The organism is Micromonospora sp. KLBMP9576 (assembly GCF_050941805.1).
In the GTDB taxonomy this organism is placed as follows: Bacteria; Actinomycetota; Actinomycetes; order Mycobacteriales; family Micromonosporaceae; genus Micromonospora.
This window is the reverse complement of sequence record NZ_CP194567.1, coordinates 5,446,355-5,466,777: the sequence shown is the minus strand read 5'-3', so window position 1 is coordinate 5,466,777 and position 20,423 is coordinate 5,446,355. Positions and strand designations below refer to the sequence as shown.

18 protein-coding genes are annotated in these 20,423 nt (G+C 74.8%); 12 read left to right on the top strand and 6 right to left on the bottom strand.

What is annotated here, in order from left to right:
* Nucleotides 1-126: 126 nt before the first annotated feature.
* Nucleotides 127-2,262: a prolyl oligopeptidase family serine peptidase gene (locus ACQ452_RS24135; protein ID WP_433387551.1), complete on the bottom strand. Its 2,136-nt coding sequence runs from the start codon at nucleotides 2,260-2,262 to the stop codon at nucleotides 127-129.
* A gap of 87 nt (nucleotides 2,263-2,349) precedes the next feature.
* Between ACQ452_RS24135 and mshB the strand changes: the two genes are divergently transcribed.
* The 3 genes from mshB (at nucleotide 2,350) to ACQ452_RS24120 (ending at nucleotide 4,280) form a co-directional block, all read left to right on the top strand.
* On the top strand, nucleotides 2,350-3,276 hold the full coding sequence (mshB, locus tag ACQ452_RS24130; protein ID WP_433387550.1) for an N-acetyl-1-D-myo-inositol-2-amino-2-deoxy-alpha-D-glucopyranoside deacetylase: 927 nt from the start codon (nucleotides 2,350-2,352) through the stop codon (nucleotides 3,274-3,276).
* Nucleotides 3,277-3,293: 17 nt separating this feature from the next.
* Nucleotides 3,294-3,734 (top strand): hypothetical protein, encoded by a 441-nt coding sequence (locus ACQ452_RS24125; protein ID WP_433394386.1) that lies wholly within the window; start codon nucleotides 3,294-3,296, stop codon nucleotides 3,732-3,734.
* A 78-nt stretch (nucleotides 3,735-3,812) separates the two neighbouring features.
* Nucleotides 3,813-4,280 carry a hypothetical protein gene (locus tag ACQ452_RS24120; RefSeq protein ID WP_433387548.1) on the top strand — a complete coding sequence of 156 codons (468 nt, stop codon included), beginning with the start codon at nucleotides 3,813-3,815 and terminating at the stop codon, nucleotides 4,278-4,280.
* A 116-nt stretch (nucleotides 4,281-4,396) separates the two neighbouring features.
* Here the strand turns inward: ACQ452_RS24120 and ACQ452_RS24115 are convergent, their stop codons facing one another.
* Nucleotides 4,397-5,353: a GNAT family N-acetyltransferase gene (locus tag ACQ452_RS24115; RefSeq protein ID WP_433387547.1), complete on the bottom strand. Its 957-nt coding sequence runs from the start codon at nucleotides 5,351-5,353 to the stop codon at nucleotides 4,397-4,399.
* A gap of 79 nt (nucleotides 5,354-5,432) precedes the next feature.
* Between ACQ452_RS24115 and fdxA the strand changes: the two genes are divergently transcribed.
* The 7 genes from fdxA (at nucleotide 5,433) to ACQ452_RS24080 (ending at nucleotide 11,004) form a co-directional block, all read left to right on the top strand.
* Complete coding sequence (gene fdxA, locus ACQ452_RS24110) at nucleotides 5,433-5,759, top strand: ferredoxin (RefSeq protein WP_091422126.1); 327 nt, start codon at nucleotides 5,433-5,435, stop codon at nucleotides 5,757-5,759.
* Nucleotides 5,756-6,862 carry a succinyldiaminopimelate transaminase gene (gene dapC, locus ACQ452_RS24105; protein ID WP_433394385.1) on the top strand — a complete coding sequence of 369 codons (1,107 nt, stop codon included), beginning with the start codon at nucleotides 5,756-5,758 and terminating at the stop codon, nucleotides 6,860-6,862. The genes fdxA and dapC overlap by 4 nt, the downstream gene beginning before the upstream one ends.
* 160 nt (nucleotides 6,863-7,022) lie before the next feature.
* The gene (locus tag ACQ452_RS24100; protein ID WP_433387544.1) at nucleotides 7,023-8,003 is read left to right on the top strand and encodes a prephenate dehydratase; all 981 of its coding nucleotides are present in this window, start codon (nucleotides 7,023-7,025) and stop codon (nucleotides 8,001-8,003) included.
* A gap of 1 nt (nucleotide 8,004) precedes the next feature.
* Nucleotides 8,005-8,616, top strand: coding sequence for a hypothetical protein (locus ACQ452_RS24095; RefSeq protein WP_433387543.1), 612 nt, complete (start codon nucleotides 8,005-8,007; stop codon nucleotides 8,614-8,616).
* Nucleotides 8,616-9,641, top strand: a complete 1,026-nt coding sequence (locus tag ACQ452_RS24090) for a prephenate dehydrogenase (protein ID WP_433387541.1) — start codon at nucleotides 8,616-8,618, stop codon at nucleotides 9,639-9,641. Before ACQ452_RS24095 ends, ACQ452_RS24090 begins: the two co-directional genes overlap by 1 nt.
* A gap of 68 nt (nucleotides 9,642-9,709) precedes the next feature.
* On the top strand, nucleotides 9,710-10,357 hold the full coding sequence (locus ACQ452_RS24085; protein WP_433387539.1) for an SIMPL domain-containing protein: 648 nt from the start codon (nucleotides 9,710-9,712) through the stop codon (nucleotides 10,355-10,357).
* Nucleotides 10,357-11,004 carry a nucleoside/nucleotide kinase family protein gene (locus tag ACQ452_RS24080; RefSeq protein WP_433387537.1) on the top strand — a complete coding sequence of 216 codons (648 nt, stop codon included), beginning with the start codon at nucleotides 10,357-10,359 and terminating at the stop codon, nucleotides 11,002-11,004. Before ACQ452_RS24085 ends, ACQ452_RS24080 begins: the two co-directional genes overlap by 1 nt.
* A 4-nt stretch (nucleotides 11,005-11,008) precedes the next feature.
* Here the strand turns inward: ACQ452_RS24080 and ACQ452_RS24075 are convergent, their stop codons facing one another.
* Entirely contained in the window at nucleotides 11,009-13,618 is a 2,610-nt protein-coding gene (locus ACQ452_RS24075; RefSeq protein WP_433387535.1) for a hypothetical protein, read from the bottom strand.
* 114 nt (nucleotides 13,619-13,732) lie between these two features.
* On the bottom strand, nucleotides 13,733-14,290 hold the full coding sequence (locus ACQ452_RS24070) for a sugar O-acetyltransferase (protein WP_433387534.1): 558 nt from the start codon (nucleotides 14,288-14,290) through the stop codon (nucleotides 13,733-13,735).
* Between the two features lie 98 nt (nucleotides 14,291-14,388).
* On the opposite strand from ACQ452_RS24070, the gene ACQ452_RS24065 reads away from it, so the two are divergent.
* Nucleotides 14,389-17,769: a S8 family serine peptidase gene (locus ACQ452_RS24065; RefSeq protein WP_433387532.1), complete on the top strand. Its 3,381-nt coding sequence runs from the start codon at nucleotides 14,389-14,391 to the stop codon at nucleotides 17,767-17,769.
* Between the two features lie 51 nt (nucleotides 17,770-17,820).
* On the opposite strand, the gene dapD is transcribed toward ACQ452_RS24065, so the two are convergent.
* On the bottom strand, nucleotides 17,821-18,777 hold the full coding sequence (gene dapD / locus ACQ452_RS24060; RefSeq protein ID WP_433387530.1) for a 2,3,4,5-tetrahydropyridine-2,6-dicarboxylate N-succinyltransferase: 957 nt from the start codon (nucleotides 18,775-18,777) through the stop codon (nucleotides 17,821-17,823).
* 106 nt (nucleotides 18,778-18,883) lie between these two features.
* Here dapD and dapE point away from each other — a divergent pair, with 106 nt between their 5' ends.
* Nucleotides 18,884-19,957, top strand: coding sequence for a succinyl-diaminopimelate desuccinylase (gene dapE / locus ACQ452_RS24055; protein WP_433387529.1), 1,074 nt, complete (start codon nucleotides 18,884-18,886; stop codon nucleotides 19,955-19,957).
* A gap of 114 nt (nucleotides 19,958-20,071) precedes the next feature.
* On the opposite strand, the gene ACQ452_RS24050 is transcribed toward dapE, so the two are convergent.
* Complete coding sequence (locus ACQ452_RS24050; RefSeq protein ID WP_433387527.1) at nucleotides 20,072-20,233, bottom strand: hypothetical protein; 162 nt, start codon at nucleotides 20,231-20,233, stop codon at nucleotides 20,072-20,074.
* Nucleotides 20,234-20,423: the final 190 nt, after the last annotated feature.

Below are 20,423 nucleotides of genomic sequence, written 5' to 3'. Positions count from 1 at the left end.
CGTCGACCGGGGGCCTCCGTGCAGGTGCCGCCCCCGACCATTACCCGCTCGGCGATCTGGCACTTCGTGCCCTCGGCCTGCGGCAGGCGCCCCTTTCGCCGGAGCCGGAGCCGGGGCGGGGGCGCGTCAGAGGTGTTGGCGGATGAAGTCGAGTTCGAGCCTGAGCAGGCGTTCGGCGGTGCCGCCGGCGGCCATGTGGGTGGCCCCGGTGAGCGGGAGCACCGAGTGCGGCCGGCCGGTCGCCAGCAGCGCCGCCGACAGGCGCAGGGTGTGCGCGGCCACCACGTTGTCGTCGGCCATCCCGTGCACCAGCAGCAACGGCCGGGCCGCCGCCGGCCCCGACACCGGCTCGCCGGCCAGCTCCACCAGCGAGTGGTGCGCGTAGATGTCCGTGCCGTCGTCGGGCAGGCCCAGGTAGCGCTCCGTGTAGGCGGTGTCGTACAGCGCCCAGTCGGTGACCGGCGCCCCGACGACGCCGCACCGGAACAGCTCCGGATGCCGCAGCACCGCCAGCCCGGCCAGCCAGCCGCCGAACGACCAGCCGCGCACCGCCACCCGGTCCATGTCCAGGTCGGGATGCTTGCCGGCCAGCGCGGTGAGCGCGTCGACCTGGTCGAGCAGGACGACGTCGGCCACCCGCCGGTGGATCACCTTCTCGAAGGAGGGGGCCACGCCCGGCGTACCGCGGTTGTCGATGGTGACCACCGCGAAACCGGCGTCGGCCCACCACTGCCGCTCCAGCCACACCGCGCGGGCCGCTAGCACCTCCTGGTGCCCCGGACCGCCGTAGACGTCCAGCAGCACCGGCAACCGCCGGCCGGTGACGTGGTCGTCCGGATAGAGCACGGCCGTCGGCAGCCGCCGGTCGGTGACCCGCTCCAGCAGCGGCAGCGGGGCGTACGGCGGGGTGGCGGCGAGCGAACGCAGCACGGCCACCTCCCGCTCGCCCCGCCACACCGTCCAGCGGGTGCCCGCGTGGTCGAGCGAGGCGCTGCCCACGACCAGCACGTCGCCGCCCACGGCGGCGGTGTGCCAGCCCGGGTCGGTGGTGATCCGGCGGGCGTCCACCCCGCCGCCGATGGTGGTGCGCACCCGGAACAGGTGCCGCTCGCTCGGTTCGCCGTCGCTCGCCTCGACCAGCAGGTCGGCGGGGCCGCTGCCGTCGGGCAGCCGGCCCACCACCCGCCGCACGTAGAGCGACGGCGGGGTGAGCAGGGTCCCGTCGGCGAAGAGGCAGCGGGCGTCGTACCCGTCGTGGGCGAGTTCGCCGCCGACCAGGACCCGGCCGTCCGGCAGGTGCGCCGGGGTGCCGGGGACCGGCTCCACCCAGCGCGGGTCGGCCAGCTCGGCGTGCACCTGGGTCTCGCCGGTGCGCGGGTCGACGGCGAGCACCAGGCCGTGCTGCTGCGACCGGCGCAACACGGTGATCAACGGCCCCCCGTCGGCCCAGTCCACGCTGGTCAGGTAGGGGTAGGTCTCCCGGTCCCAGTGCACGTCGACCCAACCGTCGTCGAGGTCCAGCAGGTGCAGGCTGACCTCGGCGTTCAGGCCGCCGGCCGGGGGGTACGCGACAGTCGTCGGCGGGCTCGCCGGGTCGGCCGGGTCGTGCAGGTACCAGCGCTGCACCCGGGACTCGTCCACCCGGGCGGCCAGCACCGAACGACCGTCCGGCGCCCACCAGTAACCGCGGAACCGGTGGAACTCCTCCGCCGCGACGTGCTCGGCCAGCCCCCAGGTCACCCCCGAGTCCTCGCCGGCCAGCAGGGTGTCGGTGCCGTCGTTCTCGACCACCCGCAACTGCCCCCGCCGGACGCCCTCGGCGGCGTCGGTGACGTATGCCAGGCGCTGCCCGGTGGGGTCGGGCCGGGGATCGAGCACCGGACCGAACGTGGCCACCTCGACGACGTCACCGTGCACCAGGTCGGCCCGGAACAGCCGGCCGGCCAGCGCGAACACCGCCACCCGGCCGGCGCCGTCCAGCACGTACGAGCCGATGCCGGAGGCGCTCAGCCGCAGCCGCTCGCGCAGCGCGCGTTCGCCCGGACCCAGCGTCTCGCCGTCGGCGCCGAGCAGCGCCGCCGGATCGGCGACCAGCCGTTCCTCGCCGGTCGGCACGTCGAGCAGCCAGAGCGCGTCGGCCGGGTCCTGCGGGCCGGCGGAGCGCAGGAAGACCACCCGGGAGCCGTCGGCGGCCACGGTGACGGCCCGCGGCGCTCCGCGGCTGAACCGGCGGGTGCGGGCGGCCAGCTCCGGAAAGTCCACAGCCCGAATCGTAGAGCGGCGAGCGGGGGTGATGTGGCCGACCTGGGCGGACGCGTCGGGGCCGGCGCAGCGGAACCGCCGGTTAGAGTGACCGGCGTGACGACGCTGCCTGACCGCCGCCTCCTGCTGGTCCACGCGCACCCCGACGACGAGTCCATCGGTTCCGGCTCGACGATGGCGCACTACGCCGCCGACGGCGCCCACGTCACCCTGGTGACCTGCACGCTCGGCGAGGAGGGCGAGATCCACGTGCCGGCGCTGGCCCAGCTCGCCGCCGCCGAGGCCGACCAGCTCGGCGGCTGGCGGATCGCCGAGCTGAACGCCGCCTGCGCCGCGCTCGGCGTCACCGACCACCGCTTCCTCGGCGGGGCCGGCCGCTACCGGGACTCGGGCATGATGGGCCTCGCCACCAACGAGCACCCCCGGGCCTTCTGGCAGGCCGACCTCGACGAGGCCGCCGGGCACCTGGTGGAGATCATGCGGGAGGTACGCCCCCAGGTCATGATCACGTACGACGACAACGGCTTCTACGGGCACCCGGACCACATCCAGGCGCACCGGGTGGCGATGCGCGCGTACGAGCTGGCCCGCGCGGAGGGCTTCGCCCCGGCGAAGGTCTACTGGACGGCCATGCCGCTGAGCGTGCTGGAGGCCGGCCTGACGCACTTCGCCGAGTCGACGGACAACCCCTTCGCCGGCGTCCAGGACCTCTCGGAGCTGCCCTTCGGCACCCCCGACGCGCAGATCGCCGCCCGCATCGACGCCACCGAGCAGCACGCGGCCAAGGAGGCGGCGATGCGGGCGCACGCCACCCAGATCCCCGACTCGTCCTGGCTCTACTCGATCGCCGGCAACTTCGGCAGCGAGTTCATGGGCGTGGAGTACTACACCCTCGCGGTGGGGCGGAAGGGGCCGGGCGGCGGCCCGTACGGCTGGGAGGACGACCTCTTCGCCGGGCTCGACCGCACCGACGGCCCGGACCGGTCCCCGGCCGCGGCGGTCGGTTCCCGGTGACCCTGCCCGTCGTGTCGATGTCGGCCGCCCCGCAGGAGACACCCGCGCCGCCCTCCGGGCGGCGGTTCCGGCGGGCGCTCGATCTCGCCCTGCGGGTGGCCGGCGGGCTGGTCGCCGTGCTCGGCGGGACGCTCACCGCGGTGCTGGAGCTGCTGCTGGCCACGCTCCGGGTCGGCGGGCAGCTCATCGGCGTCTCGGTGCTCGTCGCCGTCGTCGCGAACATCGCCCTGAGCTGGTTCGCGCACGAGGCGGTCGGCCGCCGCTGGGCGGTGGTGCTGCCGGCGACGCCCTGGTTCGTCCTGATGGCGGTCGCGGCGGTCCGCACCGCCGAGGGGGACCTGCTCGTCTCGGGCGACAACTGGGTCGGGCTGGCGATGATCGTGGCCGGCGCGATGACCTTCGCGGTGATGGGTTTCCGGCAGATCCTGGCGCCACCAACGGTCCGCACGGGGGACTGACGGGGCACAGCTCGCGGTGGTAGACATTCCTGCCAGGAAGCCCGCCACCGGAGCGGGCGGTACGGCGGGAGGCGTGCGATGAGTGAGCGGTGGCGCGTGACCGGGGTGCTTGCGGTCGCGCTGTTCGCGGTCAACGTGGTCGCCCGGCTGGTCACCCGGTTCGGCTTCGACGGCGACGAGACCGCCGCCGCCGACCGGGTGTCGCTGGGGATGTTCGTGGTGATCGGGCTGGTCCTGGCGGCGGTCGCCTTCGTGTGGGGCAGGCGTCGGCCCGTCTCGGCCTGGGGCGCGGACGTGGCCGCCGCGGTCGGGATCGCGCTGCTGCTGACGATGCTGGTGGGGCCGCTGCTGGTCGGCGACAGCCCGTTCGACGGCGGCGCGGGCACCTTCTTCGCCCAGGTCTGGCTCTACCTCGCGGCGGCCGGCGGCGGCGTGCTGCTCGGCTACCTGCTGCTCGCGGCGCTCGGCCTGGACCACCGCTCGCAGTCCCTCAAGCGGTACGCCGACCTGCGGGCCACCAAGCCCCGCCGCACAGTCCGCCGCTGACCCCACCCCGCGACGTCGATCATGAAGTTAGCGCCCTGGAACGCGCTTTCCGGGGGCAATAACTTCATGATCGACGACGGCAGTGGGGCGGGGGGTGGGGGTGGGTCAGAGGGTGGTCAGGGGGGTGGGGTGCGGGTCAGGTAGGTGTGGTGGGTGGTGAAGCCGAGGGAGCGGTAGAGGGCCACGGCAGGGGTGTTGCGCTGCTCGACCTGGAGGAAGGCGCGCGAGGCACCGGCCGCGACGCCCCAGTCGACCAGGGCGCGGACGATCCGGCCCGCCAGGCCCTGCCGCCGCGCCTCGGGCAGCACCTCGACGAGGCTGAGCCCCAGCCAGCGCCCCGGCCCGGTGACCGTGCCCCGGCCGATGGCGAGCAGGGTGCCGTCGGCGTACACGTGGGCGAAGCGGACCTGTTCCACGGCGGTGAGCACGTGCCGGGCGGCGTCCGGCAGGCCGCCCTTGCGGCCGGCGGCGACGGCGAGCCAGTCGTCCGACGGCGCGGCGGCCAGCTCGACCGGCGGCCCGGCGTGCTGCGGAGCGGCCGGCGGCAGCGCGGCCAACGGCACGGTCTGCACCAGCACGGGAGGCCGGCCGTCCCAGCCCCGGGCGTCCAGCTCCGCGCCGACCGGGGCGGCGAGCGGCAGCGGGGTGTTGACCAGCGGGGGTAGGCCCCGTTCGGCGTACCAGCGCTGCACCGCGTCGAGCGCGGCGGGCAGGGGCCGGTCGGGGTCGCCCACGGGCAGCGCCGAGTTGGCCCGGCCGGTCCAGCCCTCGGCGGCGCGCAGCCGCCAGTCGCCGAGCCGCCCCTGGACCGGGGCGGGCCAGGCCTCGTCGGCGGCCAGCTCCAGCTCGATGACGGCTGCGGCGGTGGGTCGGCGGGTCGGCGGCACCCGCTTGGCCCGGTGCACCTCGGCCACCGGGACCCGCAGCCGCCCCTGCGCGGTGGCGAGCGTGAGATGGCTCTCGCTCAGCTCGACCAGCTCGCCGAGGGCGTCCGTGAAGAGCGGCCGGCCGTCGCGCAGCCCCACCACCCGGCGGACCACGATCCGGTGTCCCACATCCTGCTGTCGGAGCACGATCGACCCCCTCCCCGGCGAGATACTAGGCTCTTACCGTCGCGGGTGATCGCGGCGTGTCTTGCGGAGGAGAAGACCGGTGACCTACATCATCGCCGAACCGTGCGTGGATGTGCTCGACAAGGCCTGCATCGAGGAATGCCCGGTTGACTGCATTTACGAGGGCAACCGGATGCTCTACATCCACCCCGACGAGTGTGTCGACTGTGGTGCCTGTGAGCCCGTCTGCCCCGTCGAGGCGATCTTCTACGAGGACGACGTCCCCGAGCAGTGGAAGGACTACACCGGCGCCAACTACGAGTTCTTCGAGGAGTTGGGCTCGCCGGGTGGTGCTTCGAAGATCGGCAAGGTGGAGAAGGACGCGACGTTCGTCGCCGCGCAGCCGCCGCGCGGGGAGGGTCACTGAACGGGCCGGCGCCGGTCTCGGCGCGGTTGCCCGAGTTCACCTGGGACGCCCTGGACGCCGCGGCCGCACTGGCCGCGGCGCACCCTGAGGGCCTGATCAACCTCTCCATGGGTACGCCGGTCGACCCGGTTCCCGAGGTGATCCGGCGGGCGCTGGCCGACGCGTCCGACGCCCCGGGCTATCCGTTGACCGCCGGCACCCCGGCGCTGCGGGAGACGATCGCGGCCTGGGCCGCGCGGGCCTGCGGCGCCGACGTCGACGGGCTCGGCGTGCTGCCGACGATCGGCTCCAAGGAGCTGGTCGCCTGGCTGCCGACCCTGCTCGGGGTCGGTCCCGGCGACGTCGTCGTGGTGCCGTCGATCGCCTACCCGACCTACGCCGACGGGGCCCTGCTCGCCGGCGCCACCGTGGTGCGCGCCGACTCGCTGACCGCCGTCGGCCCCACCTCCCGCGTGCGTCTGGTCTGGGTCAACTCCCCGGGCAACCCGACGGGGCGGGTGCTGCCGGCGGCCCACCTGCGCAAGGTGGTCGACTGGGCCCGGGAGCGCGGCGCGGTGGTCGCCAGCGACGAGTGTTACCTGCCGTTGGGCTGGTCCGCCGAGCCCGTCTCGGTGCTCTCGCCCGACGTCTGCGGCGGGTCGTACGACGGCGTGCTGGCCGTGCACTCGCTCTCCAAGCGGTCCAACCTGGCCGGCTACCGGGCGGGCTTCGTGGCGGGCGACCCGGCGCTGGTGGCGGAGCTGCTCAAGGTCCGCAAGCACGCCGGGATGATCGTGCCGGCGCCCGTGCAGGCGGCGATGGTGGCCGCGCTGCGCGACGAGCGGCACGCCGACGCGCAGCGGGAGCGCTACCGGGCCCGGCGGGACGCCCTGTACGCCGCGTTCACCGGCGCGGGCTTCACCGTCGAGCACTCCGAGGCCGGGCTCTACCTCTGGCTGACCCGGGGCGAGGACGGCTGGGAGACGGTCGACTGGCTGGCCCGGCGGGGCATCCTGGCCGCCGCGGGCGCCCTCTACGGCCCGGGCGGCCGGTGGCACGTCCGGGTGGCGCTGACCGAGTCCGACGAGCACGTGGCGGCGGTGGCCGGCCGGCTGCGCGCCTGAGCGCCCGCCGGCGGCGCCACCCGGCCCTCGCAACGACGTGCTCCGATCGACCGGGGGTCCGCCGATCGGGTCCCCGGGCGGTATTCTGCATCCCCGGACGCGTGCGGGCCGAGCACCTGCGGTCGTGCGACCCGCCGGTCGAGGGCGTGGGGAGTGGGCGGTGGACGGTGGCGGCGAGCGGCTCCCCGGTGGTCGGCCGGTGATCGGATTCCTCGGGCCGGAGGGCACCTTCACCCATCAGGGCGCGCGGCTCCTGCACGGGCCGGGCGCCGACCTGCGGGCCGCCGCCAGCATCCCGGCGGTGATCGCCGGGGTCGCCGACGGCAGTTACGACTTCGGCGTCGTCCCCATCGAGAACACGGTCGAGGGCATCGTGACGGCGAGCCTGGACGGGATCGTGTTCCGCGCCGACCCCGTGCTGATCCTGCGGGAGGCATCCGTCCGCATCACCTTCGACGCGTACGTCTCGTCGGCGGCCGACGCCCCGCTCACGGCCATCGGCAGTCACCCGCACGGCATCGCCCAGTGCGCGCGGTACGTCGGCGGCACCGGCCTCGCCGTGGAGCGGTTCCCGAGCACCGCCGCCGCCGTCCGGGCCGCCGCGCAGCGGCCGGGGCTGATGGCCATCGGTGCCGCCGGCCTGCAGGAGACGTACCCCGTGCGGGTCCACGACCGCGCGGTCGAGGACCACCCGGGGGCGTACACGCGGTTCGTCTGTCTCGGTCTGTCCGGTGGGCCCGCGCTGCCGCCCGCGCACGCCGCCGGGCTGACCTGGAAGACCAGCGTCGCGTTGACGCCGAGCTGGTCGCACCCGGGGGTGCTCGCCGAGCTGTGCACCCAGTTCGCCGACCAGGGGATCGACATCGTCTCGTTGGCCTCCCGGCCGTTGCCCGGCTTCGCCGGCCGGTACGTCTTCGTCGTCACCGTCGACCGGGACCGCCACGCGGCCAGCCTCGCCCGGGCGGTCCGTTGCCTCCTGCACGACGGCATCCGGGTGAAGCACCTGGGCAGCTACCTGTCCGACCACGACACGGCCGGCGTGGACTCCCGGCAGGCGCTGGTGCCGCCGCCCGGCAGCCTCGGGCTGGCCCACCTGGACGAGGTCACGCAGATCTTCCCCGGTCACGTGCGGGCGCTCTGACGTGCGCTACCTCCACCTCCTGCTGCGGGACCGCAACATCGACGGGGTGCGGCAGGCCTCGCTGGCCACGGCCGCCGTGATCTTCGGTGTGCTCAACGTGATCATCTTGCAGAGCGCCGACCTGCGCGACACGCGGACCAAGGCGGTCATCGTCCTGCTCTCGGCGTTCAGCCTCGCGGTCCTCGCCGGCCTCGTGCAGCGGCTGTTCCTGCTGATCTGGGCGCATCCGGTGCTCGGTGAGTGGATCTACAGGTCCTCCTCGGGCAACTGGGGGCTGGCCCGCATCGACCTGCGCGGGGGCGAGTTGTCCTATTCGGTGCAGCTCTACCGGACGGAGCAGGACGCGCAGGCGGCGGTCCGGGGCGAGCCGGGTTTCGTGACCCGCTGCTTCGCCACGGTCTCCTCCGTGGGGGTGACGTACGAGAAGGGCCAGGTCGAGTTGATCTACAAGATCGGCGACGCGCACGAGGACTACGCCACCCGCAGCGGCATGCTGACCCTCCGGCCGCTGGGCGAGGGCGCGATGAAGGGGTACTGGAAAAGCGATATCCTCGGCGCCGAGTCGAGTCGGGGCGTTCTCGACATGTACCGACCGAACCGCCGAGGTGCGTGATGCTCGACAGTCCCCACGGGCAGCTCCGGGTCGCGGTGGTGGGCACCGGTCTCATCGGCGGTTCGATCCTGCTCCGGCTGCACGAGGCGGGGCTGGACGTCGCCGGTTGGGACCCGGACGGCAGCACCCGGGCGAGTGGGCGCGAACGCGGGGTGCCGTTCCCCGACGACCTGGGCGAGGCGGTCCGCGACCGCGACCTCCTCTTCCTCTGCGGCCCGCTGCCGAGCCTGCCGGACACCCTGCTCACCGTCGCGAAGCACGCCGGCGACGGCTGCGTCATCACCGACGTGGGCAGCACGAAGGGCGCCGTGGCCGCGTTCGCCGTGGCCCACGGGCTGACCGACCGCTTCGTGCCGGGCCACCCGATGGCGGGCACCGAGCGGTCCGGGATCACCGCCGCCGTGCCGGCGCTCTTCGAGGGGGCGGCGTGGGTGCTCTGCCCCGCCCCCGAGGGCATCAGGCCGTTCCGGATGCTGTCGGGTCTCGTCGTGGACGTCTTCGCCGCCCGGGTGGTGCCGATGTCGCCGGAGGTGCACGACTCGGTGGTGGCGCTCTCGTCCCACATTCCCCACCTGCTCGCCGGCAGCCTCGCCGGCGCGGTGGCGGGCTCGGAGGTCAGCGACGCGGTGCTGGGGCTCGCCGCGGGCAGCTTCCGGGACGGCACCCGGGTCGCCGGCACCCCGGCCAGGCGCACCGCCGACATGCTGTTCGACAACCGCGGGCAGGTGATGCGACAGCTCGGCCAGGTCCGTGCGTTCCTCGACGGGCTGGCGTCCGCGCTGCGCGGTCAGGACAGCGACGCCCTGGTCGCTCTCTTCCAGCGGGCGCGGGACCTGCGCACCGCCCTGCTCGACCGTGACCTGCTCGCCCACCGGCGGGAGTTCCCGGCCGGTGGCGACCACCGCGCCGAAATGGCGTACCTGCTGGAGTTGGGGGCCGCCGGCGGCTACCTGACCGGGTGTCGGCCCGACGCCGAACGGGTGGGCTACACGGGTCACCGCCCGACGACGGCCGACGCGGCCTGACCGGGCGGCGGGGGCCGGGCGACGCGCATCGGCGGGCGGGCCGGTGGGCGCGCGGCTAGGCTGAGGGCATGGTGGACGGACCGGTGGTGACCGTACGCGGCGAGGCCTACCGGGAGGTCGCCCCGGAAATCGCCCGGTTCGAGGTGACCGTCACGGCCCGCGACCGGGACCGGGAGACCACCCTGACCCGGCTGGCCGAGCGGGCCGCCGCCGTCCGGGTGCTGCTCGACGCCTCGGATCCCGCCGTCGACCGGCGGCAGACCGGTGAGTTGCGGGTCAGGCCCGAGACCCGGCGCTCCGGCGAGCGGGTGGTGGCATACCGAGGCAGCGTCAGCACCACCGTGACGGTCAGCGACTTCACGGCGCTCGGCGAGCTGATGCTGCGCCTGGCCGACCAGGACCAGGTGGAGGTGGCCGGGCCGTGGTGGTCGTTGCGGCCGGACAGCCCGGCCAACCGGGAGGCCCGGCACGCCGCGATCGCCGACGCCCTGACCCGGGCCCGGGAGTACGCGCAGGCGCTCGGCGCCCAGGTGACCGCCCTGATCGAGCTGGCGGACGCGGACGCGACGGAGCAGCCGATGATGAGCCGGATGGCGTACGCCGCCGGCGGTGGCGTCGAGGGCGTGGCGCCGGAGCTGGAGCTCGACCCGCAGCCGCAGACCGTGCACGCCGCGGTACGGGCCCGGTTCGCCATCAGCGAGCCGGTCCTTGACTGATGGTCGCCGCCCGGGTCGTCGGGGTCGACGAGTTGGTGGCGCGGGCGCGCACCCTCGCCGAGGCCGGCCCGAGGCAACTGCTCGGCATCGCCGGAGCGCCCGGCGCGGGCAAGTCCACGCTGGCGGAACACGTGGTGGCGGCAGTCGGCCCGACCGCCCGGCTGGTGCCGATGGACGGCTTCCATCTCGCCGCTGCCGAGTTGCGCCGGCTGGGCCGGGCCGACCGCAAGGGGGCGGTGGACACCTTCGACGCCAACGGCTACGTCTCGTTGCTGCGTCGCCTGCGCCGGCTGGAGCCGACGGCCGTCTGGGCGCCGGTGTTCCGCCGGGACCTGGAGGAACCGGTGGCCGGCTCGATCGAGGTGCCGCCGTCGGTGCGGCTGGTGGTCACCGAGGGCAACTACCTGCTGCTGACCGGGGCGCCCTGGGACGAGGTGCGGCAGTTGCTGCACGAGGCGTGGTTCCTCGACCTGGACGCCGAGCTGCGGCTGCGCCGGCTGACCGCCCGGCACGAGGCGTACGGGCGGCCGGCCCACCAGGCGCGGGAGTGGGCGACGGGCAGCGACGAGGCCAACGCCGCCCTGGTCGCCGGCACCGCGGGCCGCGCGGACCTGGTCGTGCGCCTGGCCGGGGCGCCACCGCGCTGACGGGTCAGCCGGAGCCGCGCCGGGGCGCCGGGACACCCTGGCGCAGCAGCCACGCCACCCGTGAGCGCTCCCGCAGAAACTCGGACGACTCCGGGTAGCCGCTGTGGTTGCGGATCGGTGGGTCGGCCACCTCCCCGTCGCTGGGGTGCAGGGCCTCCGGGTCGCGTACGACCAGCTCCCGTTCCCCGGCCGGCACCGGCCAGCCGAGCGGGTCGGTGTCGCGCCAGAAGTTGGTCCAGCGGATCCGGCCGCCCGGCGGGGTCAGGGCCTCGGCCAGCACCGGCAGCCGATCGGGGCCGAAGTAGCCGGGGAAGACCCGCCCGTAGAGCCGGGTGAGCTGGCTGCCGTACGAGAAGAACCAGATCCGCCGGCGGGCCCGGGCGGGCAGTTGGAGGAGCACCGCCGCGCAGATCACGGTGCCCTGGCTGTGCCCGGAGAGGATGATCCCGTCCACGCCTCGGGGGTCCTGTTCGGCGAGTGCCAGCAGCCCGGCGGTGCGGGTCTGCATCTCGGGCACGGCGCGCTCGGCGTAGCTGGGCGGGGCCAGCGGGTGGGCGGTCCGGGGCCAGAAGGTGCCCACGTCCCAGATGACGCCCACCGAGCGGCGGACGAGGTCGTTGCGGTAGACCAGCAGTCCCACCGTGGCGATCAGCAACGGCAGCCAGCCGAGCATCCGGTGGCCCGCCGTGGAGATCCACTCGACCACCGCCGCGCCGCCGGTGGCCTCGGCGGGGTGCGGGCGGTTTCCGGAGAGCACGGCGGCGCAGCCGAGGGTGGCCAGCACGGCCGCCACTACGGCGTGCTGGCCGACCAGCCGAAGGGCGTGCTCGCCGACCAGCCGGTGCAGCGCCCGCCACGAGCTGACGTCGTGTCCGCGCCGCAGGTCGTGTGCGGAGAGCGGGCCGTCGGCCGACGACACGAGCTGCGCGTACTCGTGCCGGCGGAGGCGGAGGAAGATCAGGCCGGCCTGGGCGGCCGTGGCGGCGAGCGCGATCGGCACGACGGCGAAGGCGAGCCCCGCCCACAGCATCGGCGCGGGGGTCAGCACTGTGGCGCTCGCGCCGCCGTTGAGCCGGCCGGCGACCCAGTAGACCAGCCCGGCGCCGTTGGCGACGCAGAGCAGCCAGCCGAAGCCGGCGAGGACCGCCGGCGCCCGGCCGCCCCAGGCCACGTCGGTGTGGGGCCCCGGGGTCCGCCGCGCGGCCGGCGACGCGACCCGCGGCAGCAGCAGGCCGGTGGCGGCGAGGGCGACGACCGGAACGACGATCATCCAGAACGCCAGCGGCGCGGGCGGGGGCGGCAGCCCGGGCAGCCAGCCGGTGAACCACGCGAACCCGAGGGCGAGCAGCGGGACGGCCGTGCCTGGCGCGGCGAGCGCCCGCCGCCCCGACCGGGCGACCGACCCGATCGCGATCAGCAGCAGCAGCTGCCCCGTGCCCAGCCAGGCGATGATCCAGTGCAGCCCGGGCAGCGGCCGGCCGGCGGGGCAGGGCGTCGTGCCGGTGGGTCCGGCGCAGCCGGGCGCCGGGCGCAGGTCGGCCAGGGGGGTGCCGGCGGGGCCGTCGGGCAGCAGCAGGAGCAGCACCGTGCCGGCCAGCCCGGCGCCGGTGAGGGCGGCGACCGCGACGATCCACCCGCCGAGCGGGGTGGCCCCCACCCGTCGGGTCAGCGCGGGCTGCGCGAGCGCCACGACCGCGACCAGCACGACGGCGGCGAGCGCCGCCACGGTGGGCCAGGCGAGCGCGGCCCGGCCGCCGCGGGGTGGATCCATCGCGAGGACCGCGCCCAGCGGTACGGCGGCGGCCACGACGACGCCGGTGCACAGGTGCAGCACGGCGCCCCTGCGCAGTTGCCCCTCGCCGGTCCAGAAGGTGTGGTCCTGCAACGGGTTGCCGGGCGGCTCGGGGGGTGCTTCGGGCGCGGGTGGGTCCGCGTCGGGTTGTCCCGGGCCGTCGACGGAGGATCCGGTCGGCTGCCGGGGGACGGGCGGCGGGCCCGCGTCGGCGGGCATCTGCGCCTCGTACTGGTAGGTGCGCCAGCTCACCAGCCCGAGCAGGGCCAGCGCGCCGAGCGGCAGGAGCAGGCCGACGGCGAGCGATCGGCTGCCCTCGCTCCACCAGCCGCGGCCCAGGAACTCCCAGGGGCCGGGGAGCCGGCGCAGGCAGGCGTCGTCGACGCACTGCCAGCCGATGAGGTCGACCCCGACGCCGGTGAGGGTGAGGGTGAGGGTCGCGGTGAGGCTCAGGCAGAACAGCCGGAGCAACCAGGTGGTGATTCCCGAGGCGCTGTGCCAGCGTCCGGAGTCGGGATCGGCCGGGATGGACGGCCGGGCGTGCAGCGCGACGTTTGCGAGTGTGAACGGCAGGAGCAGGGTCCACAGTGCGCGCTCCACGTCCCGTGCCGTCCGCGCGCCGGAGGTGAGCTGCCCCCAGCTGTACGCCTCGACGACGATCGGGGCGTCCGGCTCGGTGTCGGGGGAGCGGTAGAAGCCGGTGACCGGGCCGCCCGCGACGAGCCACGGTCGGGGCGGCGCGTCGGCCCCCGGGGCCGGACGCAGGCCGAGGACCTGCCCGGGGGGCGTGTTGGAGACCCCGTGCACGCGAAGTTCGAGCACCCGACCGACCATCCCAGCCTCCCGGTGACGACGTCACTACTCACAGTGCCGTGAGTCGGGGTCGCAGCGCCAGGGGTGCGAGGGTGTTTGTGCAGGTGGTGGGCTTGATGGTGGTCAGTCGAGCCGGCGTACGACGCGGGCCGGGTTACCCACGGCGACGACGTTCGACGGCAGGTCCTTCGTCACCACGGCGCCGGCGCCGACGACTGTGTTCTCCCCGATGGTGACGCCGGCGAGCACGATGGCCCCGCCGCCGAGCCAGACGTTGTCGCCGATGGTGATCGGCTTTGCCGCCTCCCACTTGTCGCGGCGGGGTCCCGGCTCGACGGGGTGGGTGGGGGTGAGCAGCTGCACGTTAGGCCCGATCTGGACGTCGGCACCGATGGTGATCGGGGCGACGTCGAGCAGGACCGCGTTGAAGTTGACGAAGCTGCGCGGGCCGATCCGGATCTGCCAGCCGTAGTCGACGTAGAGCGGTGGTCGGACCGAGGCGCCCTCGCCCACCTCGGCGAGCAGCTCGCGCAGGGCCGCGAGCCGGGCCCCGGGGTCGGCGGCGGGGCTGGTGTTGAAGCGTTCCATCAGTCGGGCCGCCCGGTCCAGGTCGGCGGCGATCGCCGGGTCGTCGGCGAGGTAGGGCTCGCCCGCCAGCATGCGTTCCTTCATGGAGGTCACCGGCAGATCATCTCCGAGGGCGGGGCCCTTTCGTTGGCTGGTCTGTCATCTTCGTGTCTTCATTTTGCATACCCGGTATGCAACTCTGATAACCGTCAATGCGTCTCTCTCCACAGGTAGTAACGCCCGACGAGGAGGATCCGTTGCAGCGAAGAAGAAAACTGGTCGGTCTCGGTCTCGTGCTCGGCATGGTGCTCGGCACCCCCGGCATGGCCGCCGCCCAGGCACCCGCCGACCCGGCCGCCCGTCCCGGCCCGACGGCCGGCCGCACCGCGCCACCCCCCACCGGAGCGGACGACAGCCGCACGGCCACCGTCACCCTGCTCACCGGCGACCGGGTCACGGTCACCGGCGCCGGGGCCAGCGTGCGCCCCGGACCCGGGCGCGAGGACGTCCGGTTTCTGACCCGGCGCGACCGGGGCCACCTCTCGGTGGTGCCCGAGGACGCCCTGGCGCCGATCCGGGCCGGCCGCCTCGACCGGCGGCTCTTCGACGTCACCGAACTGGTCGCGGCCGGCTACGACGACGCCCGGCGCGACAACCTGCCCCTGCTGATCACCGCCGGCACCGGCGCGGTCCGGCGCTCGGCCGTGCCCGGCGGGCTGACTGTCACCCGCGAGCTGCCCGCCGTCGGCGGGCTCGCCGCGACGGCCAGCAAGCGGCGGGCCGCGCAGGTCTGGGCGGCGGTCACCGCCGCCGACGCGAGGGTCGGCGTGGCAGGGGGCGCCGACCGGATCTGGCTCGACGGCCGGCGGCAGCTCACGCTCGAGCACAGCGTGCCGCAGATCGGTGCGCCGGAGGCCCACCGCAACGGCTGGACCGGCCGCGGTGTCCGGGTCGCCGTGCTGGACACGGGGGTCGACGCCACCCATCCGGACCTCGCCGGTCGGGTGGCACAGGCGCGGAACTTCACCGAGGAGACCGCGCCGGGCGACGTCGTGGGGCACGGCACCCACGTCGCCTCGACCATCGCCGGCAGCGGCGCCGCCTCCGGCGGCCGGCACCGGGGCGTGGCACCGGACGCGACGCTGCTCGACGGCAAGGTCTGCGAGACGTACGGCTGCACCGAGTCGGCGATCCTCGCCGGCATGCAGTGGGCCGCGGTCGAGCAGCAGGCCCACGTCGTCAACCTGAGTCTCGGCGGCTTCGACACCCCGGAGGTCGACCCGCTGGAGGAGGCCGTCAACACGCTCACCGCGCAGACCGGCACCCTCTTCGTGATCAGCGCCGGCAACTCGGGCGACTTCGCCCCGGTCAGTTCCCCCAGCACCGCCGACGCCGCCCTCTCGGTGGGCGCCGTCGACCGTAACGACGACCTGGCCGACTTCTCCAGCCGTGGCCCCCGCACCGGCGACGACGCGATCAAGCCCGACATCACGGCCCCCGGGGTCGGGATCGTGGCGGCGCGCAGCCGCGACGGGGTGATCGGCGACCCGGCGGGGGAGGGGTACGTGGCGCTGTCCGGCACCTCGATGGCCGCCCCGCACGTCGCCGGCGCGGCGGCGCTGATGGCCCAGCAGCACCCCGACCACAAGGCCGGCCGGCTCAAGGCACTCCTGATGTCCTCGGCGAAGCCGCACCCGGAGCTGACCGCGTACGAGCAGGGGGCCGGGCGGGTCGACCTGGCCAAGGCGACCTGGCAGCACCTGACCAACGACCCGCCGAGCGTGTCGTTCGGGCGGGCACTCTGGCCGCACGGCGACGACACCCCGATCACCCGCACGGTGACCTGGCGCAACGACAGCTCGGACGCGACGGACCTCGAACTGGCCGTCGAGGCGACCGGCCCGGACGGCGCGCCCGCGCCGGCCGGCATGTTCACCCTCGGCGCGACCCGGATCACCGTCCCGGCCGGCGGCACGGCGAGCACCACCGTCACCGCCGACACCCGCCTCGGCGGCCCCGACGGCCACTACACCGGCCGGATCGTGGTCCGGGGCGACAACGCGGTGGCCGGCGTCCCGCTGGCCGTGCACCGGGAGGTGGAGAGCTACACCGTGACGGCCCGGCACCTCAACCGCGCCGGTGCGCTCACCGGGGAGCACAGCACCATGCTGGTCGCGCTGGACGGATTCGACGTCTACGACCTGTACGACGCGGACGGCGTCGCGGAGCTGCGACTCCCCAAGGGCCGCTACGGGCTGGTCAGCTACGTGTACGAGCTGGCCGGCGACGAGTACGTCGGTACCACCCAACTCGTCCAGCCGGAGCTGGCGGTCGCCGGGGACACCCGGATCACGGTCGACGCCCGACAGGGCAAGCCGGTCCGGATGAGCGTCCCGCGGCGCTCGGCCACCCCGGCGCTCGTCGTCACCGAGGCGAGCTTCCTCGCCGACGAGGGCTCCTACACCTTCGGCATGCTGGCCTCCGACTTCACCGGCCTGTACACGGCCGGGCTCGGCCGGGCGGTCTCCGGGGAGCGCTTCCTCGCCTCGATCAGCAGCCAGTGGGCCGACCTGGAGGCGGCGAGCAGCCCCTACCTGTACGCCCTCAGCGAGGGCATGTCCGGCCGGATGCCCACCGGCTTCGTGCGGCACTACCGGGCGAGGGACCTGGCGACCGTCACCCACCGGTTCGACGGCGGCAGCCCGGGGCTGCTCACCGACCGCCTGGTCTTCCCGCACCGGGATCCCGACCTGGGCGGCTGGGCGGCCGGCCTGCGCACCGCCACGCCGGGGCAGCGGGTCGAGCACTACAACACCCGGGCCGTGCGCTGGTCCTCCGAGCTGGACTTCGGGGTGCCCACCGACGACGGCTGGCTCGACCTCAAGGCGATCCTGTTCGCCGAGGAACGGAGCCTGCGCGCCGGGCGGCACTACCGGGAGAGCTGGAACAGCGCGCCGTACGGGCCGTCGTTCCCGGCGGCGGGGATCACCCGCCAGGGCGACCGCATCGAGGTCGACCTGCCGCTGCACAGTGACGCCGAGGGACACCCGGGCGGCTCGGTCGCCGACTCCGCCCGCACCGCCCTCTACCGCGACGGAGTGCTGGTCGGCCAGACGCCCGACCCGGCGTACGGCGGGTTCGACGTGCCGCCGGGCGCTGCCGACTACCGGCTGGAGGTGTCGTCGAAGCGGAGCTTCACCGACCTCTCGACCGAGGTGTCGGCCACCTGGACGTTCCGGTCCCGGCACGTCGCCGGGGACGACCCGGCGGCGCTACCGGCGTCGGCGATCCGGTTCGCGCCCCGACTGGACCGCGACAACGCCGCCCCGGCGGGCCGGAGCTTCGTCATCCCGGTGACGGTGCAGCGGCAGCCGGGCGCGCCCTCGGCCCGGGTCGCCGAGCTGGGCGTGGAGGCCTCCTACGACGGCGGGAAGACCTGGCAGCGGGCCCGGGTCCGCCCCGGCGGTCACGGCTGGACGGCCACCGTGCAGCACCCGGCCGGCGTCGGACACGTCTCGCTGCGGGCCACCGCCCGGGACACGGCCGGCAACACGGTGACCCAGCGCGTCATCCAGGCGTACCGGCTGCGCTGAGGCGTACCCCCGTCGGGTCCGTGGGCGACCGCGGACCCGACGGGGCGACCGTCAGTCGTTGGCGTGCAGCGCGGCGTTCAGTTCGATGCCCCGGCCGCTGCGCTGCCTCGCCTCCAGCGCCCCGGTGACCGAGTTGCGCCAGAACAGCAGGCCGTCGACCCCGGAGAGCTCGCGGGCCTTGACCACCCGGCCGTCCGGCAGCGTGATCTTGGAAGCGGCGGTGAGGTAGCAGCCGGCCTCGATCACGCAGTCGTCGCCCAGCGAGATGCCCACGCCGGCGTTCGCGCCGACCAGGCTGCGCTCGCCGATGCGCACCCGGTCGGTGCCGCCGCCGGAGAGGGTGCCCATGATCGAGGCGCCGCCGCCGATGTCGGAGCCGTCGCCGACCACCACGCCCTGCACGATGCGCCCCTCGACCATCGAGGTGCCGAGCGTGCCGGCGTTGAAGTTGACGAACCCCTCGTGCATGACGGTGGTGCCGGCCGCCAGGTGCGCGCCGAGCCGCACCCGGTCGGCGTCGGCGATCCGCACGCCCGACGGCACCACGTAGTCGGTCATCCGGGGGAACTTGTCCACCCCGTACACGGCCAGGTGGCGACCGGCGGCCCGCTCGACGACCCGCAGCTCGTCGACCCGCTCCGGCGGGCACGGCCCGGCGGACGTCCAGGCCACGTTGGCCAGCTTGCCGAAGATGCCGTCGAGGTTGAGCCCGTTGGGCCGCACCAGGCGGTGGGAGAGCAGGTGCAGCCGCAGGTACGCGTCGGCGGCGTCGGAGATCGGGTCGTCCAGCGAGCCGATCACGGTGACCACCTGGACGGTACGCAGCCCGGGCAGCGCCCGGTCGCCGACCGCCCCCGGCGGCAGGTCCAGCACGTCCGCCTCGTCCTCGCCGGCGACCAGCGGCAGCTTGCCGAGCCCCAACTTGCCGGTCGGGTACCAGGTGTCGAGCACCTGGTCGTCAGCGGTCACGGTGGCCAGGCCGATGCCCCAGGCGGATTCGGACGTCACTGGTTCGCCTCTCGTTCGTGCTGCTCCGCGCGGCCGCGTCCCACCCGGGCCGGCGGTGGAAAGCGCGTCCCGTGCGCGCGCCGGATCTGACGGTACCGTGCGGAGCATGGAGAACCCGCTGACCCCCGAGGTCCTCGCCGATCCGGTGGCTCTGACCCGTGTGCTGGTCGACATAGAGTCCGTGTCCCTCAACGAGAAGGCGATCGCCGACTGCGTGGAGCAGGTGCTGCGGGGTGTGCCGCACCTGAGCACCCACCGGCACGGCAACACGGTGATGGCGCGTACCGACCTGGGCCGTGACCAGCGGGTGGTGCTCGCCGGTCACCTGGACACGGTGCCGCTGAACAACAACTTCCCGTCCACCACCCGCGGCGACCTGATGTACGGCTGCGGCACCTCCGACATGAAGTCCGGCGTGGCGTACGCGCTGCACCTGGCGGTGCACCTGGCGGACCCGCGCTACGACGTGACGTACTTCTTCTACGAGGCGGAGGAGATCGAGCAGAAGTACAACGGCCTCTTCCTGGTCGCCGAGGCGTACCCGCAGTGGCTGGAGGCGGACTTCGCGGTCCTGCTGGAGCCGACGCACGGCATCGTGGAGGCCGGCTGCCAGGGCACCATGCGCTCGGTGGTCACCACCACCGGCGTACGCGCCCACTCGGCCCGGTCCTGGCACGGGGTGAACGCGATCCACGCGGCCGGCGAGGTGCTCGACCGGCTGGCCAACTACGAGGCGCGCCGGGTCACCATCGACGGCTGCGACTACCGGGAGGGCATGAACGCGGTCCGCATCCAGGGCGGGGTGGCCGGCAACGTGGTGCCCGACCGGTGCGAGGTCGAGGTCAACTACCGGTTCGCGCCGGACCGCACCCCGGCCGAGGCCGAGGCGCACCTGCGGGAGGTCTTCGCCGGCTTCGAGGTGCGGATCACGGATTCGGCCGCCGGTGCCCGGCCCGGGCTGGAGGCGGCCCCGGCCAAGGAGTTCCTCGCGGCGGTGGGTGCCGCGCCGATCGGCAAGCTGGGCTGGACGGACGTGGCCCGGTTCGCCGCGCTGGGCATCCCGGCGCTGAACTTCGGCCCCGGCGACCCCAACCTGGCCCACCACCCCGACGAGCACGTCGAGATCAGCAAGATCCGGGCCGGCGCCGACACCCTGCGCCGCTGGCTCGCCGCCGCCTGACGGACGCGGGCGCGGCGAGGCGTCCCCCGGCCCGTAGGGAAGGTCCGCGTCGACCGACGCGGACCTTCCCTACGGGGGCGCCGGGGCCGAGGTCGGCGAGGCCGTCGGTGCGGGTCAGACGGTCGCGGACGTGTCGGCCGTGGGCCGGGCGTCGGGCTGGCCGTCCTGGTCGGTGGCCGGTTCCATCAGGCGGTCGCGGCGGCGCTCGGCCACCACGTCGCGGATGCGGCGCTGCATCTGCCGCCGGATCCGGATCATCTCGGTGTTGCTGATCACGCTGACTCCTCCCCCGAAGGCGCGCGCCGGGCATACCCGGTATGTGAATAGTAAGACGTCCGGGCCACCGAATTAGTTGCCCATGATCCGGAAAATCTTTCCGGCCGTCGGGGTGCGGCCGGGTCCGCTCGCCCTGCCCGCGGGCCCGGCCTTCGGCCCTGCCGGCTCGCGGTGCCCGCACCCGGCGGCG